This is a genomic window from Idiomarina sp. 29L (assembly GCF_004123135.1).
Classification (GTDB): Bacteria; Pseudomonadota; Gammaproteobacteria; order Enterobacterales; family Alteromonadaceae; genus Idiomarina.
Map to the genome: position 1 here is coordinate 94,761 of NZ_SDJS01000001.1, position 23,354 is coordinate 118,114.

Genomic DNA, 23,354 nt, shown 5'->3' on the forward strand with positions numbered 1-23,354 from the left:
GGACATAAGCTGTAATACCATGACTGAGATTCAAACGCTGGATACCCTTGACTATCGGTTTCCACCAAAACCCAAGCCGTTGACGCCTGAAGAAAAACAGGAAACGGTTGAACACATTAAAGCGCTTCTTGAAGAGAAAGATGCGGTTTTAGTGGCACATTACTACACTGACCCTGACATTCAGGCGCTGGCTGAAGAGACAGGCGGTTGTGTTGCTGACTCGCTAGAAATGGCGCGCTTTGGTCGTGACCATCCGGCGAAAAAGCTCATTGTTGCGGGTGTTCGCTTCATGGGAGAGACGGCGAAAATACTGACACCGAATAAACAGGTGTTAATGCCTACGTTAGATGCCGAGTGTTCACTAGATTTAGGCTGCCCTCCGGAAAAGTTCTCAGAATTTTGTGACCAGCATCCGGATCGCACGGTTGTGGTTTACGCAAATACCTCAGCAGCTGTCAAAGCGCGAGCTGATTGGGTCGTTACCTCAAGCATGGCGTTAGAGCTGGTTGATCACTTAGATGCCAAAGGCGAGAAAATTTTATGGGCGCCTGACAAGCATTTAGGCGGCTATATTGCCCGTGAAACGGGCGCAGATATGCTGTTATGGCAAGGTGCCTGTGTTGTGCATGACGAATTTAAAGCCAAAGCGCTCAAAGACATGAAGGCGTTGCACCCTGATGCGGCTATTTTAGTACACCCAGAGTCTCCAGAAAATATTGTCGCAATGGCCGATGCTGTTGGCTCAACATCGCAGCTTATTAAAGCGAGCCAGGAACTGCCTAACGACACCTTTATTGTTGCGACGGATAAAGGCATTTTCTATAAAATGCAGCAACTGCAACCCAACAAGACCTTTATTGAGGCACCAACAGCCGGTAATGGCGCAACATGCCGAAGCTGTGCGCATTGTCCGTGGATGGCGATGAACGGTCTTAAAGCGATTGAGCAAGCGCTTGAAACGAGTGGGGAAGAGCATGAAATTCATGTCGATCCAGAGCTTGGAGAAAAGGCGATGGTGCCGCTGGATAGAATGTTGGCATTTGCTGCGACACTAAAATAACCCCAAAGGTCTCATTACGAGGCCTTTTTTGCTTTATACAACCCGTTTATAACGATAATAAACAAGCTTCCTACCGAACTTCACAACTGCATGCTAATCTAAAATTAATGATTATTTATTCAGGATTAGTGCATGGGACTGTATCAAAATGCAGACGTAAGGGATAACTGTGGTTTTGGCTTGATAGCGAATATTAACGGTCAGGCCAAGCATGACTTAATAACGACTGCTTTGCATGGTTTAGACCGAATGCAGCATCGCGGTGGCATTGGCTCCGATGGTAAAACTGGCGATGGTTGTGGACTATTACTTCAACTGCCGGAGCAGTTTTTCAAAGACTACGCTAAATCTCAAAATTGGTCTCTCAGCAAAAAGTTTGCCGTCGGCATGGTATTTTTCAGTAAAAATCATGACAAAAAGGAAGCCGCGCGACAGCTTATTGAAGAAGAGTTAAAGCAGGAAACGTTAACCGTCAATGGATGGCGTAAGGTTCCAACGGATCCGACCATTTTGGGCACGCAGGCCGCCCAGTCAGAGCCAGCTATTGAACAAGTCATCGTGTCGGCGCCACCGGGGTGGCGAAAAAAAGATCTTGAGCGGCGCCTTTACATGGCGCGCCGCCGAATAGAGCAGCATTACACAGACAACAATGAGCTTTACATAGCCTCGTTATCGAGTCTGGTGATTGTTTATAAAGGACTGGTATTGGCGAGGAATTTGGCCAGTTATTACCATGACTTGGCAAATGAGAGTATGACCACTGCCATTTGTGTGTTTCATCAACGCTTTTCAACGAATACTGAACCCCGTTGGCCATTAGCACAGCCATTTCGTTTCCTCGCTCATAACGGTGAAATTAATACCATACGAGGTAACCGTCAGTGGGCGCGAGCCCGAGCTTACAAATTTCACACGCCACTATTACCCGACCTGCAACGTGCAGCCCCCTTGGTCGGTATGAGTGGCTCAGACTCAGCGTCGTTGGACAATATGCTCGAACTGCTGCTTGCTGGTGGCATGGACTTATTCCGCGCTATGCGTTTATTAATTCCGCCTGCCTGGCAGGGCGATGCGACCATGTCAGATGAGATGCGGGCATTTTATGAGTTTAACGCGCTGCATATGGAGCCCTGGGACGGCCCAGCAGGCGTGGTATTGAGCAACGGTCGGCATGTTGCCTGTAGTCTTGACAGAAATGGCTTACGCCCAGCGCGTTACGTGCTCACTGAGTCCGGCATACTCACTATTGCGTCCGAAGTCGGCATTTGGGACTACGATGAGGCAGAGGTAACAGAGAAAGGACGTTTAGGTCCGGGTCAAATGATGGCGGTTGACACCTATACGGGGAAGATTTGGTATAACGATGATATTGAAACGGATCTTAAAGAGCGTCACCCTTATAAACAGTGGTTGTCGCAAAACCGCCGCCGCTTAGTGCCGTTTGAGCATAGTCACGCCGACAAAATCGGCCAGCGACTTTACGGTGACGAGACCATGGCCGTATTCCACAAAGCCTTTCTCTATTCTGAAGAAGAGTTGCAACAAGTTATTAGTGTTCTTGCCAAAGATGGGCAGGAAGCGGTTGGCTCAATGGGTGATGATACGCCCCAAGCTTTTTTGTCCAAACAGCCCAGACTGCTTTACGATTATTTCCGGCAGCAGTTCGCGCAGGTTACCAACCCGGCAATTGACCCAATTCGCGAACGTCACGTCATGTCCTTAAGCACCATTATTGGCCGCGAGCATAATGTCTTTAACGAAGCCTCAGGTGATGCTGATCGGGTGGTATTTGAGTCGCCCATTTTAATGTATACCGACGTTAAACAACTGCGGGACTTAGACGAAAAACATTACCGCAGTATGGACTTTTCATTGGCATTTAATCCAGCGGATAAATCGTTACAGCAGGCGCTTAATGAGCTTGTTGAAAGAGTGGTTGAGGCGGTAAGAAAGCAAAGTGTGGTTATTGCCATTCTGAGCGATCGCCATTTTGAAAAAGATGATATCACTATTCCGGCGCCAATGGCGGTTGGTGCGGTTCAGCAGGCGTTGGTCAATGAAAACCTGCGTTGCGACTCTAATATTATTATCGAAACTGCTTCTGCGCGTGACTCACATCACATGGCGGTTCTACTGGGTCTGGGGGCCACGGCAATCTATCCATTCCTCGCATATGAAACGGTTGAGCAGTTAGCCGGGCAGCAGAAAATAGACCTGCCAGTCAGAGAAGCGTTACTGAATTACCGTAAAGGGCTGAACAAAGGTTTATTAAAAATACTTTCGAAAATGGGCATATCGACAATTTCCGGTTATCGCGGTGCATCGCTGTTTGAGGCCGTTGGGCTTAATTCGGATGTCAGAGAGTTATCATTCTGCAATATGCCGGCGCGTATTAACGGTACCGGTTTTGATGATATTCAGCAGGATTTACTGCAACGCTTTCAAAAAGCCTGGTTAAAGCGCAAACCGCTAGCTCAGGGAGGCTTATTAAAATATGTGCATGGCAGTGAGTACCATGCTTATAACCCCGATGTCGTGGTTGCATTGCAAGAAGCAGCTAATACCGGGGATGAATCAGCTTACAAGGTTTACGCTAAATACGTTAACGAGCGGCCGGTGACTCATATTCGCGACTTGCTGGACTTAAAGCTTCCAAATACGCCTATGATTGACCTCAATGAGGTTGAGCCCAAAGAGCGTTTATACCAGCGTTTTGACACAGCGGCGATGTCGATTGGTGCGCTCAGTTCAGAAGCCCATGAAGCATTGGCGATAGCGATGAATCGAATTGGCGGTCACTCGAACTCGGGAGAAGGGGGCGAAGACCCTAAACGGTTCAATACTGAAAAGAACTCGCGCATTAAACAGGTCGCGTCAGGCCGCTTCGGAGTGACACCGCACTACCTCGTTAATGCTGATGTTATTCAAATAAAAGTCGCACAAGGCGCGAAACCCGGAGAGGGTGGGCAGCTCCCAGGAGAAAAGGTCACGGCAGAAATTGCCCAATTGCGTTACGCGGTACCGGGTACGACATTAATATCACCGCCACCGCATCACGATATTTACTCAATTGAAGATCTCGCTCAGTTGATATTTGACTTAAAACAGGTAAACCCTGAGGCGTTAGTATCGGTAAAGCTGGTTTCTACGCCGGGTATTGGCACTATCGCTACGGGCGTAGCAAAAGCCTATGCGGACCTTATTACGGTGTCCGGCTATGACGGAGGCACCGGTGCCAGTCCGCTCACTTCTGTAAAGTATGCTGGCTCGCCCTGGGAGTTAGGTCTGGCGGAAGTTCATGAAGCGCTGGTAACGAATAAGCTAAGACACAAAATACGCCTGCAGGTTGATGGCGGCTTAAAAACCGGCAAAGACATTGTCAAAGCGGCGATTTTAGGAGCAGAAAGCTTTGGCTTTGGTACTGCGCCAATGGTCGCTCTGGGCTGCAAGTACTTAAGAATTTGTCACTTAAATAATTGTGCGACCGGTATTGCAACACAAGACGAGCTGCTGAGGAAAAAGCATTTCTCTGGCTTACCGGAAAAAGTCATCCGGTTGTTTGAGTTTATGGCAGAAGAAGTGCGCAACATTTTGTCTTACCTGGGGGTAAAAGAGCTTACCGATGTTATCGGGCGCACCGATTTACTTGAGCGTTTACCCGGTGAAACGAAACGTCAGCAAGCTGTAGACTTAAATATGTTGCTAGCGTCCTCGGGTATTGAATCTGAGTACCCACTGTATTGCACAGAAAAGAATTCACCTTTTGATAAAGGCGATCTGAATCAGCAAATACTCTCGGCCGCACAGTCAGCTATCGACAATAGATCCGGCGGCAAGTGGTCTTTCGATATAAAAAATAATGACCGCTCTGTTGCAGCCAGTTTATCGGGCTATATTGCGAAACGGCATGGTAATCAGGGTATGGCGACTGCACCCATTATTCTTAGCTTTAAAGGCACGGCTGGTCAAAGCTTCGGTGCGTGGAATGCCGGTGGATTAAAACTTAGGTTGACTGGCGATGCCAACGACTATGTGGGGAAAGGCATGGCTGGTGGCGAAATTGTATTAAAGCAACCGCTTAGTGCGAATTACCCAACTCATAAAGCTGCCATCATGGGGAATACTTGCCTATACGGCGCTACCGGCGGCAAGCTATATGCAGCAGGCGGTGCCGGCGAACGATTTGCCGTGCGTAATTCAGGTGCTACTGCTGTGGTTGAGTCTATTGGTGATCATGGCTGTGAGTACATGACTGGTGGAATTGTCGCGGTACTAGGCGATTGTGGCATCAACTTTGGCGCCGGCATGACAGGCGGTTTTGCCTATTTGCGAGACATCGACGGAGACTTACACCGCCGTTTAAACCATGAGCTGGTTGAAGCGTTAGAAATAGAAACCTCCATTATTAAAGAGCATCTGCGCGGGCTTATTCATGAGCATCATGAGGCTACCGGCAGTGGCTACTCCAGACAATTGCTTGCGTCTTTTGACGAAACCTTGAAAAGCTTCCGTATTGTGAAGCCTAAATCTCAGGATGTGTCCGATTTATTGGGGCATCGTGCACGCTCTACAGCTGAACTTCGGGTACAGGTGATGTAATGAATAAAAATGTGTATCAATTTCTCGACGTTCAGCGAATTGACCCGCCGAAAAAGGCCGCTGATGAGCGTCGCATTGAGTTTACTGAAATTTATGAACCCATGTCGGGCGTGCAGTTGCAGGGGCAGGCAGATCGCTGCCTGGACTGCGGCAATCCGTATTGTGAATGGAAGTGTCCGGTTCATAACTATATTCCACAATGGCTGGAGTTAGCGAATCAGGGACGTGTAACCGAAGCTGCAGAGCTTATGCATAAAACCAATAGCTTACCGGAGATTTGTGGGCGAGTGTGTCCGCAAGATCGGCTTTGTGAAGGGGCTTGCACACTTAACGATGGCTTCGGTGCTGTAACTATCGGCAGCATTGAAAAGCAAATTGTTGATGAGGCATTTGCCAACGGCTGGCGACCCGACTTAAGCGGGGTCGCACAACGAGTGGAGCGAGTTGCCGTTATAGGTGCAGGTCCTGCCGGTTTGGCTTGTGCCGATGTACTGGCTCGTAACGGTGTTACTGCAACGGTGTATGACCGTTACCCTGAAATTGGCGGGTTGCTGACTTACGGTATTCCACCGTTTAAGCTCGATAAATCGGTCATGAAGTTGCGTCGCGAGATATTCAGCGAAATGGGCGTCGAGTTCAAGTTGGGCGTAACGGTTGGCGAAGACATTGAGTTTTCTGAGCTGCTGGAGCAATACGATGCGGTGTTTTTGGCGTTAGGTACTTATAAAGCACTGGATGGCGGCTTAAAAGGGTTAGAGCATAGCGGCGTGTATCCGGCATTGCCGTTTCTTATTGGCAATACGCAAACCCTGATGCCTCATCAACCCATGCCGCAATACCCACACATTGATCTTAAAGGACAGAAAGTGGTGGTGCTGGGCGGCGGTGATACCGCAATGGACTGCGTACGCACCTCAATTAGACAAGGTGCGATGTTGGTGACTTGCGCTTACCGACGAGATGAAAGCAATATGCCCGGCTCGCGTCGCGAGGTGGAAAATGCCAAAGAAGAGGGCGGAGAGTTTTTATATAATGTTCAGCCGGTGGAAATAGAAGCGAGCGAATCTGGACGGGTTACTGGTGTGAAAATGGTGAAAACCGCATTAGGACAGCCTGATAGTGACGGCCGCCGACGGCCTGAGCCTGTTGCAGGCTCAGAATTCACCTTACCGGCAACAGCGGTGATCATCGCCTTTGGGTATCAGGCGAGTCCGCCGGAATGGCTGAAACAGCATAACGTAGAGCTAAGCGACTGGGGTACAGTGCTTACTGACTCGAATCGGGAATTTGCGATGCAGACCAGTCACCCCAAAATTTTTGCCGGCGGTGATATGGTTCGCGGAGCTGACTTGGTTGTTACCGCTATTGCTGAAGGCCGCTCCGCCGCCGAGGGAATACTCGATTACTTCGACCAACTGTCAATAAAAGCTTCGTAGCCTTCAACAAACGTCGGGTACTTAAGTGTATAGCCGCTATTGTGCAAGCGGCTATTGTCACAGCGCTTTGAGCCTCTGGGACCTGGGCCGGGTTCAACATCAGAGGTAATACTGACGTTAAGTTGCTGCGCTAACCATTGGTACATTTCGTACTGTTTAACGGGTTTATTATCACTGACAAGGTAAAGCGGCTGTGAGTTTTCAATATCGGTTAATAACGCATGAATAAACCCGGCGACATCATCTTGATGAATTCGGTTCGTCCAGCTGTCACGTAAACTCATGTTACCGGCAATCAATTGTTTTAATAAATAGTCCCGACCTTCTCCGTAAATACCGCTGCAACGCAATATCGTGGTTTGGCTCGGCAGCGAATCGATTAACGACTCAGCCTGTAACAACGCTTTGCCAGATTCTGATGTCGGAGCTGTTTCACTGGTTTCATCTATCCACTCACCATTTTCCTGAGCATAAACACCAGTACTGGACACATAAATAACGTAAGGCTCTTGAGCGCTATGTGCCAGCACTTGCTGCAAGTGTCTGCAAGGCACGACATAGCCATCGTGGTAGCGTTGTGAGCCTGAGGCAGAAGGCGTCAGAGTAACAACAACAGCGTCCCATTGAGTATCGAATAAATGCCGTAAGTCCTGCTCGTTATCGTAGTTACCAGCAACAAGCTGCACCCCCTCAATAACGGGCTTGTTGTCGGGGTGGCGGCAAAGTCCGGTGACACGATGACCTTCTGCCGCCAACAAACGTGCGGTACGTTGTGCGATGTCTCCGTAGCCGAGTAAAAGCGTTTGCATGATCAACCCCTTAGCGTTAATGTAAATAAAATGTATCCACAACTTAAATAACCACGACAAACGTAGCCACAATGACCCTCGATGCCGCCTTGCAGACACTCGTTGACGAGTTAAAAACAGAGTACCATCGCTCGCAGTTTGAGTCTGTATTTAAGCGCAAAACAAAACACCTCAGCGGACCTGAAAAGCTGAAAGTGAAAATGGCGATTACCGAATTAGCGAAACCGGCACTAGGCGTTGTCGACTTACGTAAAAAAGTTCCGTATGACGTGTTCCCTTACCCCTTTCAGGGTCGCACGCACTATTTTCACAATCGCGCACAGCAACTGTTTGAACAGGGTCTTAAAGCGTATAAAGGCGTTTTCACCGAAGATACAAAGCAACAAATTCTGGCATTGAAAAATCAATACAATGAGACAGGTACTGTTAATGCGCCGGCAACGTCTTTAGACAGCTTTATTGCCGGACACCCCTACGCGCGCCGCGAAGAGCGCATGAACTTTGTGTCGCCGGTGTCTTTTACGTTGGCCGACGGGCAATTGTTCAAGGCAAGTACCGTGGATATATCAACCAATGGTTTACAGCTTAAGGTGGAGTCAGATGAGCAAGTAAAGTCGTTACTGTTCGCTCAGCTCGATGTTCGCTTTTCCGGCCTCGCCGAGAATTTCGTTATTAGTGGTGAACCCAGCGTCCAATACCGGGTGGTAGCCATCGAGAATAGTGAGCCATACGTGTATTTGCGGCTCAAGCGATTAGAAACTGACAATAACAAGGCATTTCGCATCTTTATTGATGAGCTCATTGGTCAATATAAGCACCGTTATAAAGTTAATATTGATCACAGTTTGCAGCGAGTAAAAGCCCGTGCTTATGAAGCGCTTTGGGCAAATGCGTACAGTGGGCTTAAATTGGTACTAGCTGACAATAAGCCAACCTGTTGTGCGCTGGCGAGCGAGGCGAACCGAACGCTACTGAACAGCTGGCAAAAACATGCCCCAAACGCATTATCTCAACTCATGGCATTGCCTTGGGTTAGGCAAGAGCGCGATGCGTTAAAACTAGAACGTAAACAAAGTCGGCGTCAGTTGTGCTTTTTCCGGTTGAGTTTGCCGCTCAATAAGCGTTGGCATGAATACCTTATTCCGGTCACTGATTTAAGCAACGAAGACGGTTGGTTGCCTTCTCTGTTTGCATTGAAGCAGGCGGGGTATCCAGTGCAAGCTTATGCACTCACGATAACTTATGATCGGCATCGTATGAGTACTTTTGCAGAGCTGCAAAAACTTGCGCTACCGATGGTTAATGAGGTTAAGGTTGATAAGCTGGCGCTGTCAAAGTTGAAACCGTATCAACTGGAGGAGCGGTCTGAGCGCAAACTGTGTGTTGTCCCAAGTGACGATAGTAACCTGGAAGAGCAGTTCGGCAACGCATTATCGAATGCGCTATTTGTTCATAAAGATGGCACCAAGTGGCTGCCTAAAGTCGCCGGGCTTATGCCGTTTAGCGAGGGGTTGCCAACGGCTTTTAAAGACGCCGGTTTCTGGCTGAGTGACAGCGAAAAAGTGCTGGGCGGTCGGCAGCTGCAGCGGCAGCTAATGGATAATTTAAAACGGACAAATGAGCAGGTAGATTTACCCGCTATTGTTGTGTTGCGGATCTCTCACTTACCCGGTAAAGAGACCGTTATAGGGCGCTCCTTAAACACTTACAAAACCTTTAGCGAAGCGGCTGAGTACGTGAATTTTTTAAACGATGATGGCGACATTCTCGCGTTACATATCAGTGGCTCTCGCTCTAATGCCTGCCTGAGCGATGCCGTGCGTGGTGAATTATCGTATATAAGTCGCTACTTACCGCACCGGGCAAGTGAGTTTGAAGCAGAGTTTTTACAGTGTAAAGCGGTGCTCACGGTGTCGGACGTGACCGAAAGCGTTATTGCGCTTGCTGCGCTTGTACAACAGCCAAACAACATGCTCCAACAAGCTAATTGAGCACCTTTTCATCTGAGTTGTCTTACCGCATAATCAAACGACGTTATTGCAATAATTGATAAGGATTTTGTTATGACCAAACAATGGCTAGCGCCTATGGTGCTGCTTGGGTTGGGAGCTGCATTCTCATTTAGCGCAAGCGCTCAAGATGCGGTGAGTTATGAAGACAAAGACGAGTTGCACGACATTGTGCAGGCGGTTGAAGCCGACAACATTGAAAAAGACATTCGTAAATTAGTGAGCTTCGGTACGCGTCATACGCTGTCAGAAACGGAGTCTGATACTCGTGGTATTGGGGCGGCACGCCGCTGGATTTATTCAGAGTTTGAGAAAATCTCAGAAGCCTGTGGCGGTTGTCTGGAAGTGATGTATGTGAGCGATGTGATTTCTGGTGAGAAACGCATTCCGGATCCGGTAGAAGTAAAAAGTGTTATTGCTATCCAGAGGGGAACGACTGACCCAAATCGTTATGTCATGATGTCAGGCGATATTGATTCGCGCGTTAGTGACGTTATGGACTCTACCTCAGACGCTCCCGGTGCGAATGACAATGCCTCAGGCGTTGCCGGCACACTGGAAGCGGCTCGTGTGCTCAGTCAATATGAATTTGATGGGTCTATCGTATATGCCGCTTTAGCCGGGGAAGAGCAAGGCTTGTTTGGCGGTAAAATTTTAGCGAAGAAAGCCAAGGATGAAGACTGGCACCTGACCGCCGTGTTGAACAATGACATGATTGGCAATATCGAGGGCATCAACGGGGTTATCAATAACTCAACAGCTCGGATTTTCGCGGAAGGCACTCGCATGAACGAGTCTGATCGGGAAGCGACTATGCGTCGCTTTTACGGTGGTGAGGTTGACTCACCGTCGCGCAATTTAGCCCGCTATATTGACTGGGTAGCGGACCGTTATGTACCTAACTTAGATACCATGGTTATTTATCGTTTGGACCGCTTTGGTCGGGGCGGTCACCATCGACCGTTTAACGATCTTGGGTATCCGGGCATCCGTATTATGGAAACCAACGAAAACTATAACCGTCAGCATCAGGACTTACGCACCGAAAATGGTATTACATACGGTGATACCATTGACGGAGTTAATTTTGACTACGCAGCTAAATTGACGGCATTAAATGCGGCGTCTTTGGCAAGCATGGCTTGGGCACCAAGACCACCGGCCAACGTTGAAATAGAAGGAGCTGTGAAACCAGACACGACGTTAAGCTGGAATTCTCAAGAGCAGGACGAAGAAAACATTGCCGGTTATAAAGTGTATTGGCGTTTAACTGACGCACCGCAGTGGCAGTTTAGCCGTTACGTTGGCAATGTGAATGAGTACACTCTGGAAAACATTGTGATCGATAACTACATTTTTGGTGTAGCTAGTGTAAGCAAAGACGGTTTTGAAAGCCCGGTTGTTTTTCCAGGACCAGCAGGACAGTTTTCGATTGAGTGAGACGGACTTTAAAGAACTACCTGTACCACTGAATGACAGTGACGAGCCGAGAACCATTGGTTTTGAACTGGAGTTCAGTGGCTTAACTTTAGAGCAGGCCTCGACGGTTTTGTGTTCGGTTGTGGACGGAGAATGCGTTCGTGAATCGAAGGCTGAGCACAAAGTCAGGACGTCTGATCTCGGCACTTTTAATGTTGAAATTGACTGGGACTATTTAAAGAAAAAAGCTAAAGCAGAAGATGCTGATGAGTCCAGTCTGTTAAACGAGCTAGGCAACTTAGCCGAACGCTGGGTGCCGATTGAAATTGTTTGCCCGCCGTTAACATTAGAGCAGTGCAAGGTACTTATTCCTCTGGTAAATGAGCTTCGTCAGGCTGGCGCAAAGGGCACTGATGAGTCCTGGATAGCCGCTTATGGTGTTCATATTAACGCGGAAATCCCTAAAGTCGACGCACCAACCATACTGCGATACATGCAGGCTTATGGTGTATTGCAATGGTGGCTTATTGAGAAACATAAGGTTGATACCACCAGAAAGATAAGCCCTTATATTGATAAATACCCAGAAGACTATTTGCATCGCCTGATGGCACAAGACGACGTTGATATGTCGACCCTCATCGATGATTACTTATCGTTTAACGCGACCCGCAACCGGGCTTTGGATATGCTGCCTCTGTTCGCTCATGTGGATGAAAATAAGGTGATGGAAGCCGTTGAAGACAGTAAGATTAAGGCACGACCAACGTTTCACTACCGTTTGCCCAACTGTCAAATCGAGCACCCGGACTGGCAGCTCAGTGAAGAGTGGAATTTATGGTGGGTGATAGAAGCTTTAGCGAATGACGAAGAGGCTTTGGGTTACTGGCGAAGTGCCTTTCGCAAGGCGGAGCGTCCTATTATGGGCGTTGCTGAGAATGATTGGAAAAAGAGGTTAACGCAATGGCTCAGCGATCGCGGGTGGTGGTAACCGGGACGGCGCGCAAGTGGTCGCCGTCTTGGTGGTGTACCTGGCTGGCGCTTAGGCTGCTTGGTGCGCGTCCTATCCGAGTGAGTGTCAGACACCGTTGTGAAGCCGAGTCTGTTGATGCCGTGATTATTGGTGGTGGCGATGACATCAGCCCGTCTCATTATAATCAGCCGGCTGAGCCAGATGGCGAATACGACCCTGAGCGCGATGATATTGAAATTCGCTGGATACAATGGGCGCTTGAGAATAAAAAGCCGCTGTTAGGTATTTGCCGAGGCTCTCAGCTCATTAACGTCGTGCTTGGTGGTGAGCTGAATCAGAATATTAAAGAGCTTCGAAAATTAACGTATAACCGTCCCGGTTTGTTGCCAACCAAACAAGTGTTTTTGGAAAAAGACTGTTTATTGTCTGAAGTGTGTAAAAAGCGCAAACTGAGGGTGAATAGCCTGCACTCCCAAATTGTTAAACGGGTTGGTGTGGGCATGCGTGCGACAGGCTGGGATTTAGACGGTTTTATACAAGCGTCTGAGAGTGACGGGCGAGAACAAGCCGTTATTGGCGTACAGTGGCACCCCGAGTACATGTTTTACGTTCCTAGCCAGTTAAGAATTTTTCGTTGGTTATTAAGCCGTTAAATTATTAAACGCAAAAATCGATTAATTTCATCTCATTTTATTCGTTCTTTCTGATCCTTCCTCTCAGTTATTCTGTATAACCATTCAAGTTAATATAGCCCCGCAGTTTCGAGGTATGAGATGACGATAGCGAATCGGTTATACGCAGGCTTTGCGTTTATTCTGTTATTGCTTGCAATAACCACCATTATAGGCACCTACCAAGTAGGCGAAATTGATAAAACCCTGGTTCGGGTGAACGAGGTAGGTAGCGAGAAGCAACGGTTTGCTATCAACTACCGTGGCAGCGTGCATGACAGAGCCATTGCGTTACGCGACTTAGTGTTGGTGGAGCGCGCAAGCGAACGACCGCCGCTTAGGGAGCTTATAGCGAAGCTGAAAAATGACTACGCAGAGTCGCTGCAGGGGATGCAGCGCATCACTTCTGACGCGAGCCTTGTTAATAGTCAGGAAAAGTCCTTACTGGCTGCAATAGCGGAAATACGTCAACAAGGTTTAGAGTCTGCTGCTGAGGTTGAACGCTTGCTGCAGTCTGACCGACGTCAGCAAGCGCAGGATTATGTCATTCGTGAGCTGGGCCCTATTTATGCGGAATGGCTGAATCGAATTAACGATTTCATTGATTATCAGGAAGCGAGTATTTCTAAGGGCACTCAAGGCGTTATGGAGCGAAGCGAAAGCTTTGCGACACTAATGTGGTGGATAACGGCCTTTGCCATTATTGCCGGTGGTTTAGTGGCCTGGAGAATTGTGGTCCGTTTAACTCACAAAATTGGTGGTGAACCCGAAGAAGCCGCTGAAGTATTGCAGCAGATTGCCGACGGTGATTTAACCGTTGAGACTCGCTCCAAGTACAAAGGCAGCATGATGGATGACGTTAATACCATGGTTCGTCGTCTGCAAGGGCTGTTGAAAGAAGTGAACGAGTCGGCAACGACCTTGGTGGATGCGTCTTCTGAACTTTCAGAAACCGCTGATAACAATCAAAAACTGGTTGTTGAGCAGCAGGAGCAGACGACCCAAGGCGCCGCTGCTATTCATCAGATGTCGCAGACGGTGCGAGAAGTCGCACAACATACTGAAGAAGCCGCGCAACTGGCTAACGATACCGACAAGGAAACCATGAACGGCAGCCGTGAAGTGGAAGCGACGGTGCGTTCTATTGAAGAATTGGCGAAGCAAGTAGAAAGTGCTTCTACCGTTATCGGTGAATTGTCTGACAATACCGCTGAAATTAATAAAGTTCTTGAGGTTATTGAAGGCATTGCTGACCAGACGAATCTGCTGGCACTGAACGCGGCTATTGAAGCGGCACGAGCGGGCGAGCATGGCCGTGGTTTCTCTGTCGTGGCCGACGAAGTTCGTGCGCTGGCCAATCGAACTCAGGACTCAACGCGCAGCATTCAAAGCCTTATTGAAACCATGCGTGGTAGTGCAACGAATGCGGTTGATGTTATGGAACAGGGGCGTCAGAAAGCCGCAGAAAGTGTTGAACAAGCGCGCAGAGCCGGGGAGTCACTGCAGTCTGTTAACACCTCAGTTGCGAAAATGAGCGATATGAACGCCCAAATCGCAACGGCCGCTGAGGAGCAAACTGCCGTTGCCGAAGAAATTAATCAGAACTTTACCTCTATTACCGAAGCCGCAGAGCAAACTGCTGCCGGCTCTGAACAAATCAGTGAAGCCAGCCGCGAGTTGCGAGAGCTGGCAAAACGATTAAATAAAGGCATGAAACGCTTTAAAATTGCTTAAACCCCTTGATTAGAACGGCTAAAACCCCTACCATAGCGGCCGTTCTGGAGAGGTGTCCGAGTGGCTGAAGGAGCACGCCTGGAAAGTGTGTATACGGCAACGTATCGAGGGTTCGAATCCCTCTCTCTCCGCCAGATATAAAGAAACCGCCCTTGTGGCGGTTTTTTTGTGTCTGCAATACTTGTTTCTATTGCAATAATCCCCCCGGGTGGTAGTTTTAAAATTCGTTTAATGGGTAAGTACCAGGGAAGGTGTGATATGGCATTTTGTTCTGGCGCTTTCCTGCCAAGTAATAAGACCAATAAGGATAGTTATGTTTAAACGAGTTTTACCGGTAGTGGCAGGCGCAATGATATTATCAGCATGCAGCGGCGGTACGCCCACGTGCAGTGATTCAGAAACCGTCGATTTGGTTTTAGAAATTAGTAACGACGAGCTGGTTGCGCAACTCGGAACCGAATTTGCGAGCGTAATTGATATGTCATTAGACGCGATTCGCACTCAAGGACACGATGAAAAGCTTGATACTTACCAGTGCGCGGCTGATTTAATTATGTCTGGCCCGGGTGGTGAGAGCAATGTGCCGGTAGAATATACCGTTGAGTCAACGGACGATAACGACGAGTTCTACGTCACTGTCTATGGCTTATAACGTTATTGGGAAATTAAAAAAGGCGCCAAATGGCGCCTTTTGTTTTTCTGTAACTGCACTTACATCATTTTCTGTAAGTAAAGTTGCTCACCCAATTTGTCCATTAAGCCCAACTGAATTTTAAGCCAGTAAGCATGGTCTTCTTCAGTGTCTTTTAAAATACCAACGAGCATATCGCGCGTAACGTAGTCGTCAACTTCTTCGCAGTATTCAATAACCTCACGAAGCGTTTTCGCGTTGTTGTACTCAAGCTGTAAATCGTTTTCCAGCATTTCACGAACGTCTGAGCCAATGGTGTGTGGCTCTCGATTTTTCATGTTTGGCTCGCCTTCTAAAAATAGAATGCGGCGAATCAGTAAGTCAGCATGACCGCGCTCGTCATCAATTTCATGGTTAATACGCTCGTAAAGCTTCATCAAGCCCATGTCTTCGTACTGACGAGAGTGAGAGGTGTATTGGTCAATTGATGTCAGTTCAAACGCAAGCAAACGGTTTAATTGCTCTACAACATTGTTATCTCTGCGCATTATTCGGCCTCATCCATTTTTGTTTGTAAATACACCTCGTTACCAAGACGAGAAATGAGATCAATTTGAGTTTCTAGCCAGTCAAGATGTTCTTCCTGAGAGTCTAAAATGTCTCTTAATGCCTTACGACTGACGTAGTCTTTGTGCTCTTCGCACACTTTTACGGCGTCACGAATGGCACTGACATCGCCAAACTGAACTTTGTGGTCTAACTCGAGCATTTCCCGAGGTTCTTCGCCAACGTACAGCTTTCCTAGCTCTTGTAAATTAGGAATACCTTCAAGAAATAAAATGCGTTCGATAATAACATCAGCATGCTTCATTTCTTCAATGGATGCTTTATATACCGCTTTATTTAAGCTATTGAAGCCCCAGTTCTGGTACATGCGGGCGTGCAGAAAATACTGGTTGATAGCGGTCAGCTTTAAGGTCAGCACCTTGTTGAGCTGCTGAATAACTTTTGCATCACCTTTCATAGTTTAAGCTACCTCTTAATTCATAATGTATGAACTAAGTGTAGCATACTGATACTGGCAGCGAAGTTTCTTGAGATTTTTTCGGAGAGTTTTCCTGAAGAGCATCGTTAAGAACACTTTTAGCGCAGTCTTTGCAGCAGCCACATTGCGACGCGACACCATACTGCTGGCGCAGATCACGCATTGACGAAACCTCTCCACGGCTTACTGCCTGGTGGATGGCTTTATCATTGACTCCTTTACAAAGACATACGTACATAGACTATCACCTCAACGAGTTAGTGATAGTCTATTTCAAATGCGAACTATTTGCAATAGCTTTTGAGTGGTACTTATTTTACTTATTAAGGGTTAATAAAGCCGGTCTTAAGTAAGTAAAGCGTATAAGCAATGTACAAGACGATGAAAATAGCCCCGTGCACTCGGTTTATTCTTCCCTGACGGGCTTTGCGTATGCCAAAAGCCATTAGTAGCAACGTCAGAATTGCCATGGTTATCCAGTCGCGGCTAAGCACGAGTGGTTCAAGCGATATTGGCTTAATAGCACCGGCAATACCCACCACGGCTAGTGTGTTAAACATATTGGAGCCAATCACATTCCCCAGCGCTAGGTCATGTTCGTTTTTACGCGTAGCTGCAATAGCGGAGGCGAGCTCGGGTAATGACGTACCTATAGCGACAACAGTCAGGCCGATGACAAGATCACTGACACCTAAAGAGGTCGCGATATTGATAGCTCCCCAAACCAATGCTCTGGAACTGACAATAAGTAGTAAAAGACCGACTATTAGCCAAATAACGGCGGGCTTCATGGGAATAGGGTGTGAGTCGAGCTCTTGAGTGTATTCGGCGGCGAGTGCGTCGTCACTGTTTCTCGAGCCAATCCAGACGGACCACCCCATGTAAGCAAAGAAAACGAGTAACAGCAGTCCGGCTTCGAAGCGAGTAATTTGGTAGTCGAGCAGGAAGATAGCACTGAGTAAGGTGATACCAATAAGTACCGGCATTTCCCGGCGAATAACCACTGATTTGACCGCAATAGGTGCTAAGACAGCTGTGATACCTAACACTAACGCGATGTTCGTAATGTTAGAGCCATAAGCGTTACCAAGAGCCAATGCAGGGTTGCCATCAAGAGAAGCTAAAGCTGATACCACCATTTCCGGCGCCGAGGTACCAAAACCTATAATCACCATGCCGATAACTAAGGGCGCCATGCCTAAATGACGAGCAACGGCGGCGGCTCCTTCAACAAACTTGTCAGCACTCCAAACCAGAACCGCCAGACCAATAATAACTGCAACGATTGATAACACCATAGAAATCCACGTTTTACCCATTAAGAAACAATGGGTCGTAGTTTAACTCAGTGTTTGTTTTAACGCATCAATACTTGTTGGGTCGTCAATCGTTGATGGTACCGCTACTTCATTTCCCTGTACCAACTGCCGGATAATACGCCGCAGAATTTTTCCTGAACGTGTTTTGGGCAGACGCGGCACAATGTGTAGGGTTTTCAGGCACGCAATGGCGCCAATTTTGCTGCGGACCGACTGAATGAGTTCTTCCTGTAACTGCTCTTGGCTAATGTCGACAGAGTTTTTGAGTATGACAAAACCAATGGGTAATTCACCTTTCAGCTCGTCAGGTTGTCCAACAACGGCGCACTCCGCAACGGCTGGATGACTGGCCAGTATTTCTTCCATTTCTCCAGTGGAAAGCCGATGACCAGCGACGTTAATCACATCGTCGGTACGTCCCATAATAAAGACATAACCGTCTTTGTCGATGTAGCCACCGTCGCCACTGCAGTAATACCCAGGGAAAGCTTTCAGGTAGCTGTTGTGCAAGCGTTCGTCGTCTCCCCAAACCGTTGTCAGGCAGCCTGGTGGCAGTGGTAACCGAACACAAATAGCACCTTCTTCACTGCTATTGACCGATTTGCCCAGTGGATCAAGTACGGATATTTCATAGCCGGGTACGGGGAAGGTAGAGGAACCGGGTTTTACTTTTGCCGGCTCAATGCCAACTGGATTAGCGCACATCGGCCATCCGCTTTCTGTTTGCCACCAGTGATCGTAAACCGGCTTATCCGTTAGCTCAGTGGTCCATTCATAGGTGGCAGGATCAAGCCGCTCGCCCGCCATATAAATTCGCTCTAATGAACTAAGGTCGTACTCTTTTAGAAACTGACCGTTGGGGTCTTCCTTTTTAATCGCCCGGAATGCGGTTGGTGCTGAGAATACGGCTTTGGCTTTGTATTGCTCGATGATACGCCAAAACGCCCCCGCATCTGGGGTGTTGACGGGTTTACCCTCATACAAAACTGTGCTGCAACCGAAAATTAACGGACCGTAAACAATGTAGGAGTGTCCAACCACCCAGCCGACATCCGAGGCGGTAAAAAATGTGTCGCCGGGTTTTAATCCGTACACATAGTCCATGGAGAAGTTTAACGCAGTTGCATAACCACCGTGGTCTCGCACGACCCCTTTAGGTTTACCGGTAGTGCCTGAGGTGTAGAGAATATAAAGCGGATGAGTTGACGGTAGTGCGACGGAGTCTGCTGGTTCTGCATTTTTAACGGCATCCTGCCAGTCAATATCACTAGGGTTGCTTAAGTCAGCCTCACATTCAGGACGCTGATGAACAATGACAGCATCTGGCTTATGAGTGGCTTCTTCAATGGCTTTATCAACAATCGGTTTGTATTCCAGCACCTTACTGACCTCAACACCACAAGAAGCGGTGACAATGGCTTTGGGTTTGGCATCGTCAATTCGAACGGCCAGCTCATGGGCCGCAAAACCGCCGAAGACCACCGAGTGAATCGCGCCAATACGAGCACAAGCCAGCATGGCTATAGCAGCCTGCGGAATCATTGGTAAATAAATAACGACCCGATCGCCGGTGTTAACGCCTTGCGCTTTAAGTGCTCCGGCAAAGTCGGCGACTGCTTCTTTGAGTTGGCTGTAGGTGTAATTCGCTTGCGTATTGGTGACGGGAGAATCGTAGTACAGTGCAACCTGGTCCCCTCGACCTGCATTAATTTGGGCGTCTAATGCTAAGTGACTAATGTTAACCCGACCGTCTGGAAACCAGTCGGCCATGCCGTTTTTGCGCACGTTGGCGGCAGTCTTCGGTGGGGTAAACCAATCCAGGCGACGAGCCTGTTCAAGCCAGAATCCTTCGGGATCTTGCTGGGCTTCAGAATAAAGCTTTTTATAAGCTTGCATGACACTGTCCTTACTTCTTAAATGTTCATGCTTTCAAGCTTATTCTGTTACCCGCAATTTCCCATTCGACTTAGGTCTAACTAGAGTTACTTTTACAGAGTTTTACCAAAACCGGAGTCGTCGAAGCAGTAAAAATTCGACAACCGCAATAATAACCAGTGCGACACAGAAAATAAGAAACGCATCTTCGTGTTCAACACCAGGCATACCGCCGATATTGATGCCAAAAACACCAGTAAGAAAACTTAATGGCAGGAAAACTCCGGCAATAACTGACAGCCAATAGGTATTCCTGTTCATTTTTTCGGCTATTGCTTGTTGTATTTGCTCGCGCTGCATCCAAATTTGCTCAAGCATTAAGTCAATTTGCTCGAACAGTCGCTGGGTGGTGTCTCGCTCGTTAATCAGCCACTGATGTAACTCGACCGGCATAATACGCTCGGCTTCCGTTGTTAGCTTTTCTAAAGCGGCAAGCTGTGGACGAATAAACCGATTTAGGCGTAATAAACGACGGTGCAATGTCGTTAACTGCAATTGCATTTGAGCCGTATTGTCGAAGCTTTCCCCTTCAATTTGCTCGAGCTTCTCTTCAGCAGCCGAGACTACATCTTCAATTTTAAGATTAATTTGTTCAATCAAGCTGACGAGAAAGTCCATTAACGACTCTGGACCTGTCTGGCTCTGCAGTTGTTCTCGCAGGTGAGCAATAGACTTAAAAGGGCGCTTTCTGAAGGTGTATAGAGCACCTTTGTAATACAGTAGACGCAGACTCAGCATGTCCTCAGGAGATTCGCCGCTGGCGAGGTTAACGCCGCGTAGCAATAGGATAAAGCCGTCGGGTAAGCGCTGAAAACGAGGGCGGGTATCCTCTTCCAGTACGGCGTCAATGAGAGGCTCCGGAATACCAGCCTGAGTCAGCCAACCACTTAGCCCCTCAGCGTCCCGTTGAAAGTGAAACCAGCAATTCGGCTGATGAGTCGTTGGCGACGCGCACGCGGTGGCGGGATTTGTTGAAAAGTCCCAGCTATCAATCATAAAGTCCATTTGAGCCTCGTTTTAGTCGGGTAACTCACACAATGATGCGTCAAAAACCACTAAATGGTCAAAGTCTACGTCTATTCCTACGGTTGCGCCATCGTTGAGAGGCTGGTGTGAAGGACCTACGGCAAGCACGCGGCTGGTATCTGACAGCTCTAGCGTATAAAGGTAGTGTGAGCCGCGAAAGCCTTTACCAACAACAATGGCTTTCATGGCACTGTCTTTGTTCAGAACAATATCGTCCGGGCGAACCAGAAAGTTGACCAGCATATTTGGGTGTTTCTTAATATCATCGTGCTCAATCACACCAAAGGCGCTGTGCAGTTTGTGCTCTTTCACTTCCCCTTGCAGCAAAACACCGCGGCCAATAAAATCGGCGACTAACTCATGGGTTGGTTCATGGTAAAGTTCGTAGGGTGTTTCCCACTGTAATAATTGACCAGAGTACATAACGCCGGCCTTGTCAGCCATCGCAAACGCTTCCTGTTGGTCGTGAGTAACTAACAGTGCCGTGATGTTTTCCTCTTTTAATAAGTGGCGAACGTCGTGCGCCAGAATCTCGCGCAATTCAGCGTCCAAGCTGGAAAAGGGCTCATCCAAAAGCATGAGTTGCGGTCTCGGCGCTAATGCTCTGGCGAGCGCGATACGCTGCTGCTGACCACCTGACAGCTCATGAGGATACCGTTTCTGATAGCCATTTAAGTCAATACGCAACAAAAGCTCTTTGACGCGCTGTTCCTGCTCTGACTGGCTCCAGTCTTCTATGCCAAAACGAATGTTTTGCTCAACGGTTAAGTGCGGAAATAATGAGAAGTCTTGAAACATCATGCCGATATTGCGTTTTTCTGTTGCTAACTGCGTTGAATTGCTGGAAACAACTTTGTCGTGCAAGGATATTTTCCCGGAAGACACTGGGTTAAAACCGGCAATAGCTCTCAGCAATGTGGTCTTACCGCAACCACTAGGGCCTAAAAGACAGCCAATGTCGCCGGGCGCAAGAGATAAACTGAGCTGATCAACAATACGGTTGCCAGAAAGTTCGATACTGACTGATTCGAGATTCAGTAAAGTACTCATTTAATCTCCTGTCTTAATGGATTTATTGCGCAGCGCCCGGGACAGCATCATAACTGGAATAAGCCCAACCGCAACTATCATTAATGCCGGAGGGCCGGCGTCAGCTAAACGCTCGTCAGAAGCCATTTCAAAGGCTCGAACGGCCAAAGTGTTAAAATCGAAGGGACGCAGCACCAAGGTCGCCGGTAGCTCTTTCATGACGTCGACCAATACCAGAATAAGCGCAGCCAGTAAGGGGCTTTTCAAAAGCGGCAAATGCACTTTCCATAAAATGCGACGACCACTGGCGCCAAGGGTTCGGGCGCTGTCGTCCATTTGCGGTGTGATTTGCTCAAGTCCGGAGCTGACGGTTTGCAGCGATACCGACAAAAAACGGACGCTGTAGGCGAACAGCAGAGCAATGACGGTTCCTGAGAAAATCAGCCCGGGATTCACGTCAAATAGCCATTTGCTGGCAGCGATGATTTGATGATCGAACCAGGCCAGTGGCGATAACAGTCCAACGGCGATAACAATGCCCGGAATGGCGTATCCCATGCCGGCGAGTGTAATGGCGGCGCGTAACGGACGAGTTGGATGGCGGCGGCGACCATAAGCCAACCATAATGCCAGCAAAACGGTAATACATGCTGCTAATAGGCCTAACCAAAGCGTGTTACCGGTTAACACCCAGAATGAAGATTCGAGCCAAATATCCGATTTCTCTACCGACCACCAAAGCAGTTGCGAGGCAGGAATGAGAAAGCCTAAAACAACGGGTAGCCAACAGGTAAAGGAAGCCAGCCCTGCTCGCCAGCCTTTGAGTGGACGTCGTTGTGGTGTGCGGTTAGACGAGCGCTGTTGGTAAAAGCGGGCCCTGCGGCGCGAATAGCGCTCAACCATGATTAATACAATGACGAATATCAGTAGCAGGGCAGATAACTGCAATGCGCCCTGGGCGTCGCCAATGCCATACCAGGTTCTGAAAATACCGGTGGTAAAAACAGTAACACCGAAGTATTCCATGGTGCCGTAGTCAGCCAGTGTTTCCATTAGCGCCAATGTGACACCCGTGGCAATGGCTGGGCGTGCTAATGGCATGGCAACTCGCCAGAAGCTTTTCAGTGAGCCGGCGCCCAGCGTCCTTGCACTTTCAAAGGCTGCTGTCGACTGCTGCATAAAGGCGGCACGGGTAATTAAATAAACATAGGGGTATAAAACAACGCAAAGAACAAATACGGCACCGCCTAAACTGCGAATATTTGGAAACCAGTAGTCACCAATGGATACGTTGAATACTTGACGAATGAGCTGTTGAACCGGCCCTGCGTAGTCAAGCAAACCAGTGTAGGTGTAAGCGGTTATGTAAGCGGGCATGGCCAGTGGCAACAGCAAGCCCCAGCTCAAATAACGCCAGCCGGGAAAGTCGTACTGGCTGATACACCAGGCTGTACTGACGCCGAGCACAGTGACACCCAGCCCAACGCAAATCAATAAAATAAGTGAGTGGCTAATGTACTCAGGAATAACCGTTTGCCAAAGGTGGGCAAGGATATCCCATTGCGGGTTTAATAAGGATAGGGCCACCACAATAAGTGGCAGCCCTATTAATACCGCCACGGCAAAAAGTAACAGCGTGCCACGGCTCATGCAGTACAC

The 23,354-nt window shown here is 48.3% G+C and carries 18 protein-coding genes and 1 tRNA gene; 10 read left to right on the plus strand and 9 right to left on the minus strand.

Features of this window, described 5'->3' with window-relative positions; all coding sequences use genetic code 11:
* Window positions 1–19: 19 nt before the first annotated feature.
* The 3 genes from nadA (at window position 20) to EST55_RS00500 (ending at window position 7,095) form a co-directional block, all read left to right on the plus strand.
* Window positions 20–1,060 (plus strand): quinolinate synthase NadA, encoded by a 1,041-nt coding sequence (gene nadA / locus EST55_RS00490; protein ID WP_129496131.1) that lies wholly within the window; start codon window positions 20–22, stop codon window positions 1,058–1,060.
* 132 nt (window positions 1,061–1,192) lie between these two features.
* A complete protein-coding gene (gene gltB / locus EST55_RS00495; RefSeq protein ID WP_129496132.1) occupies window positions 1,193–5,659 on the plus strand; it encodes a glutamate synthase large subunit in 4,467 nt (1,488 codons plus the stop codon).
* Window positions 5,659–7,095 carry an FAD-dependent oxidoreductase gene (locus EST55_RS00500; protein ID WP_100690526.1) on the plus strand — a complete coding sequence of 479 codons (1,437 nt, stop codon included), beginning with the start codon at window positions 5,659–5,661 and terminating at the stop codon, window positions 7,093–7,095. Before gltB ends, EST55_RS00500 begins: the two co-directional genes overlap by 1 nt.
* Here EST55_RS00500 and EST55_RS00505 read toward each other — a convergent pair.
* Window positions 7,062–7,904, minus strand: coding sequence for an SDR family oxidoreductase (locus EST55_RS00505; RefSeq protein WP_100690525.1), 843 nt, complete (start codon window positions 7,902–7,904; stop codon window positions 7,062–7,064). The genes EST55_RS00500 and EST55_RS00505 overlap by 34 nt on opposite strands.
* Before the next feature lie 71 nt (window positions 7,905–7,975).
* Here EST55_RS00505 and EST55_RS00510 point away from each other — a divergent pair, with 71 nt between their 5' ends.
* The 7 genes from EST55_RS00510 (at window position 7,976) to EST55_RS00540 (ending at window position 15,362) form a co-directional block, all read left to right on the plus strand.
* Window positions 7,976–9,895, plus strand: a complete 1,920-nt coding sequence (locus EST55_RS00510; RefSeq protein ID WP_129496133.1) for a PilZ domain-containing protein — start codon at window positions 7,976–7,978, stop codon at window positions 9,893–9,895.
* Window positions 9,896–9,967: 72 nt separating this feature from the next.
* Window positions 9,968–11,353, plus strand: coding sequence for a M28 family metallopeptidase (locus tag EST55_RS00515; RefSeq protein WP_129496134.1), 1,386 nt, complete (start codon window positions 9,968–9,970; stop codon window positions 11,351–11,353).
* On the plus strand, window positions 11,346–12,323 hold the full coding sequence (locus EST55_RS00520) for an amidoligase family protein (RefSeq protein ID WP_129496135.1): 978 nt from the start codon (window positions 11,346–11,348) through the stop codon (window positions 12,321–12,323). The genes EST55_RS00515 and EST55_RS00520 overlap by 8 nt, the downstream gene beginning before the upstream one ends.
* Complete coding sequence (locus EST55_RS00525; RefSeq protein WP_129496136.1) at window positions 12,296–12,958, plus strand: type 1 glutamine amidotransferase; 663 nt, start codon at window positions 12,296–12,298, stop codon at window positions 12,956–12,958. Before EST55_RS00520 ends, EST55_RS00525 begins: the two co-directional genes overlap by 28 nt.
* Window positions 12,959–13,078: 120 nt before the next feature.
* Window positions 13,079–14,710: a methyl-accepting chemotaxis protein gene (locus tag EST55_RS00530; protein WP_129496137.1), complete on the plus strand. Its 1,632-nt coding sequence runs from the start codon at window positions 13,079–13,081 to the stop codon at window positions 14,708–14,710.
* A gap of 46 nt (window positions 14,711–14,756) precedes the next feature.
* A tRNA-Ser gene (locus EST55_RS00535) sits at window positions 14,757–14,844 on the plus strand.
* A 179-nt stretch (window positions 14,845–15,023) separates the two neighbouring features.
* Entirely contained in the window at window positions 15,024–15,362 is a 339-nt protein-coding gene (locus EST55_RS00540; protein WP_129496138.1) for a hypothetical protein, read from the plus strand.
* 59 nt (window positions 15,363–15,421) lie between these two features.
* Here EST55_RS00540 and bfr (EST55_RS00545) read toward each other — a convergent pair whose 3' ends face one another.
* From bfr (EST55_RS00545) to EST55_RS00580, 8 genes are all read right to left on the minus strand, one after another.
* On the minus strand, window positions 15,422–15,889 hold the full coding sequence (bfr, locus tag EST55_RS00545) for a bacterioferritin (RefSeq protein ID WP_088768597.1): 468 nt from the start codon (window positions 15,887–15,889) through the stop codon (window positions 15,422–15,424).
* Window positions 15,889–16,365 carry a bacterioferritin gene (bfr, locus tag EST55_RS00550; RefSeq protein ID WP_100690518.1) on the minus strand — a complete coding sequence of 159 codons (477 nt, stop codon included), beginning with the start codon at window positions 16,363–16,365 and terminating at the stop codon, window positions 15,889–15,891. Before bfr (EST55_RS00550) ends, bfr (EST55_RS00545) begins: the two co-directional genes overlap by 1 nt.
* A gap of 34 nt (window positions 16,366–16,399) precedes the next feature.
* The gene (locus EST55_RS00555; protein ID WP_088768595.1) at window positions 16,400–16,624 is read right to left on the minus strand and encodes a bacterioferritin-associated ferredoxin; all 225 of its coding nucleotides are present in this window, start codon (window positions 16,622–16,624) and stop codon (window positions 16,400–16,402) included.
* A gap of 85 nt (window positions 16,625–16,709) precedes the next feature.
* Window positions 16,710–17,684 (minus strand): calcium/sodium antiporter, encoded by a 975-nt coding sequence (locus EST55_RS00560; RefSeq protein ID WP_129496139.1) that lies wholly within the window; start codon window positions 17,682–17,684, stop codon window positions 16,710–16,712.
* Between the two features lie 42 nt (window positions 17,685–17,726).
* A complete protein-coding gene (locus EST55_RS00565; RefSeq protein WP_129496140.1) occupies window positions 17,727–19,601 on the minus strand; it encodes an acetate--CoA ligase in 1,875 nt (624 codons plus the stop codon).
* 102 nt (window positions 19,602–19,703) lie between these two features.
* Entirely contained in the window at window positions 19,704–20,645 is a 942-nt protein-coding gene (locus EST55_RS00570; protein ID WP_129496141.1) for a CorA family divalent cation transporter, read from the minus strand.
* Window positions 20,646–20,657: 12 nt separating this feature from the next.
* On the minus strand, window positions 20,658–21,716 hold the full coding sequence (locus EST55_RS00575) for an ABC transporter ATP-binding protein (RefSeq protein ID WP_129496142.1): 1,059 nt from the start codon (window positions 21,714–21,716) through the stop codon (window positions 20,658–20,660).
* Window positions 21,717–23,345, minus strand: a complete 1,629-nt coding sequence (locus tag EST55_RS00580) for an iron ABC transporter permease (protein WP_129496143.1) — start codon at window positions 23,343–23,345, stop codon at window positions 21,717–21,719.
* Window positions 23,346–23,354: the final 9 nt, after the last annotated feature.

What these genes read in the sequence shown, in the direction of transcription:
- nadA (WP_129496131.1), top strand. Translation starts at nt 20, where the DNA reads ATGACTGAGATTCAAACGCTGGATACCCTTGACTATCGGTTTCCACCA.
- EST55_RS00580 (WP_129496143.1), bottom strand. Translation starts at nt 23,345, where the DNA reads ATGAGCCGTGGCACGCTGTTACTTTTTGCCGTGGCGGTATTAATAGGG.
- EST55_RS00510 (WP_129496133.1), top strand. Translation starts at nt 7,976, where the DNA reads ATGACCCTCGATGCCGCCTTGCAGACACTCGTTGACGAGTTAAAAACA.
- EST55_RS00565 (WP_129496140.1), bottom strand. Translation starts at nt 19,601, where the DNA reads ATGCAAGCTTATAAAAAGCTTTATTCTGAAGCCCAGCAAGATCCCGAA.
- gltB (WP_129496132.1), top strand. Translation starts at nt 1,193, where the DNA reads ATGGGACTGTATCAAAATGCAGACGTAAGGGATAACTGTGGTTTTGGC.
- bfr (WP_088768597.1), bottom strand. Translation starts at nt 15,889, where the DNA reads ATGCGCAGAGATAACAATGTTGTAGAGCAATTAAACCGTTTGCTTGCG.
- EST55_RS00500 (WP_100690526.1), top strand. Translation starts at nt 5,659, where the DNA reads ATGAATAAAAATGTGTATCAATTTCTCGACGTTCAGCGAATTGACCCG.
- EST55_RS00515 (WP_129496134.1), top strand. Translation starts at nt 9,968, where the DNA reads ATGACCAAACAATGGCTAGCGCCTATGGTGCTGCTTGGGTTGGGAGCT.
- EST55_RS00540 (WP_129496138.1), top strand. Translation starts at nt 15,024, where the DNA reads ATGTTTAAACGAGTTTTACCGGTAGTGGCAGGCGCAATGATATTATCA.
- bfr (WP_100690518.1), bottom strand. Translation starts at nt 16,365, where the DNA reads ATGAAAGGTGATGCAAAAGTTATTCAGCAGCTCAACAAGGTGCTGACC.
- EST55_RS00530 (WP_129496137.1), top strand. Translation starts at nt 13,079, where the DNA reads ATGACGATAGCGAATCGGTTATACGCAGGCTTTGCGTTTATTCTGTTA.
- EST55_RS00505 (WP_100690525.1), bottom strand. Translation starts at nt 7,904, where the DNA reads ATGCAAACGCTTTTACTCGGCTACGGAGACATCGCACAACGTACCGCA.
- EST55_RS00525 (WP_129496136.1), top strand. Translation starts at nt 12,296, where the DNA reads ATGGCTCAGCGATCGCGGGTGGTGGTAACCGGGACGGCGCGCAAGTGG.
- EST55_RS00575 (WP_129496142.1), bottom strand. Translation starts at nt 21,716, where the DNA reads ATGAGTACTTTACTGAATCTCGAATCAGTCAGTATCGAACTTTCTGGC.
- EST55_RS00560 (WP_129496139.1), bottom strand. Translation starts at nt 17,684, where the DNA reads ATGGTGTTATCAATCGTTGCAGTTATTATTGGTCTGGCGGTTCTGGTT.
- EST55_RS00570 (WP_129496141.1), bottom strand. Translation starts at nt 20,645, where the DNA reads ATGGACTTTATGATTGATAGCTGGGACTTTTCAACAAATCCCGCCACC.
- EST55_RS00555 (WP_088768595.1), bottom strand. Translation starts at nt 16,624, where the DNA reads ATGTACGTATGTCTTTGTAAAGGAGTCAATGATAAAGCCATCCACCAG.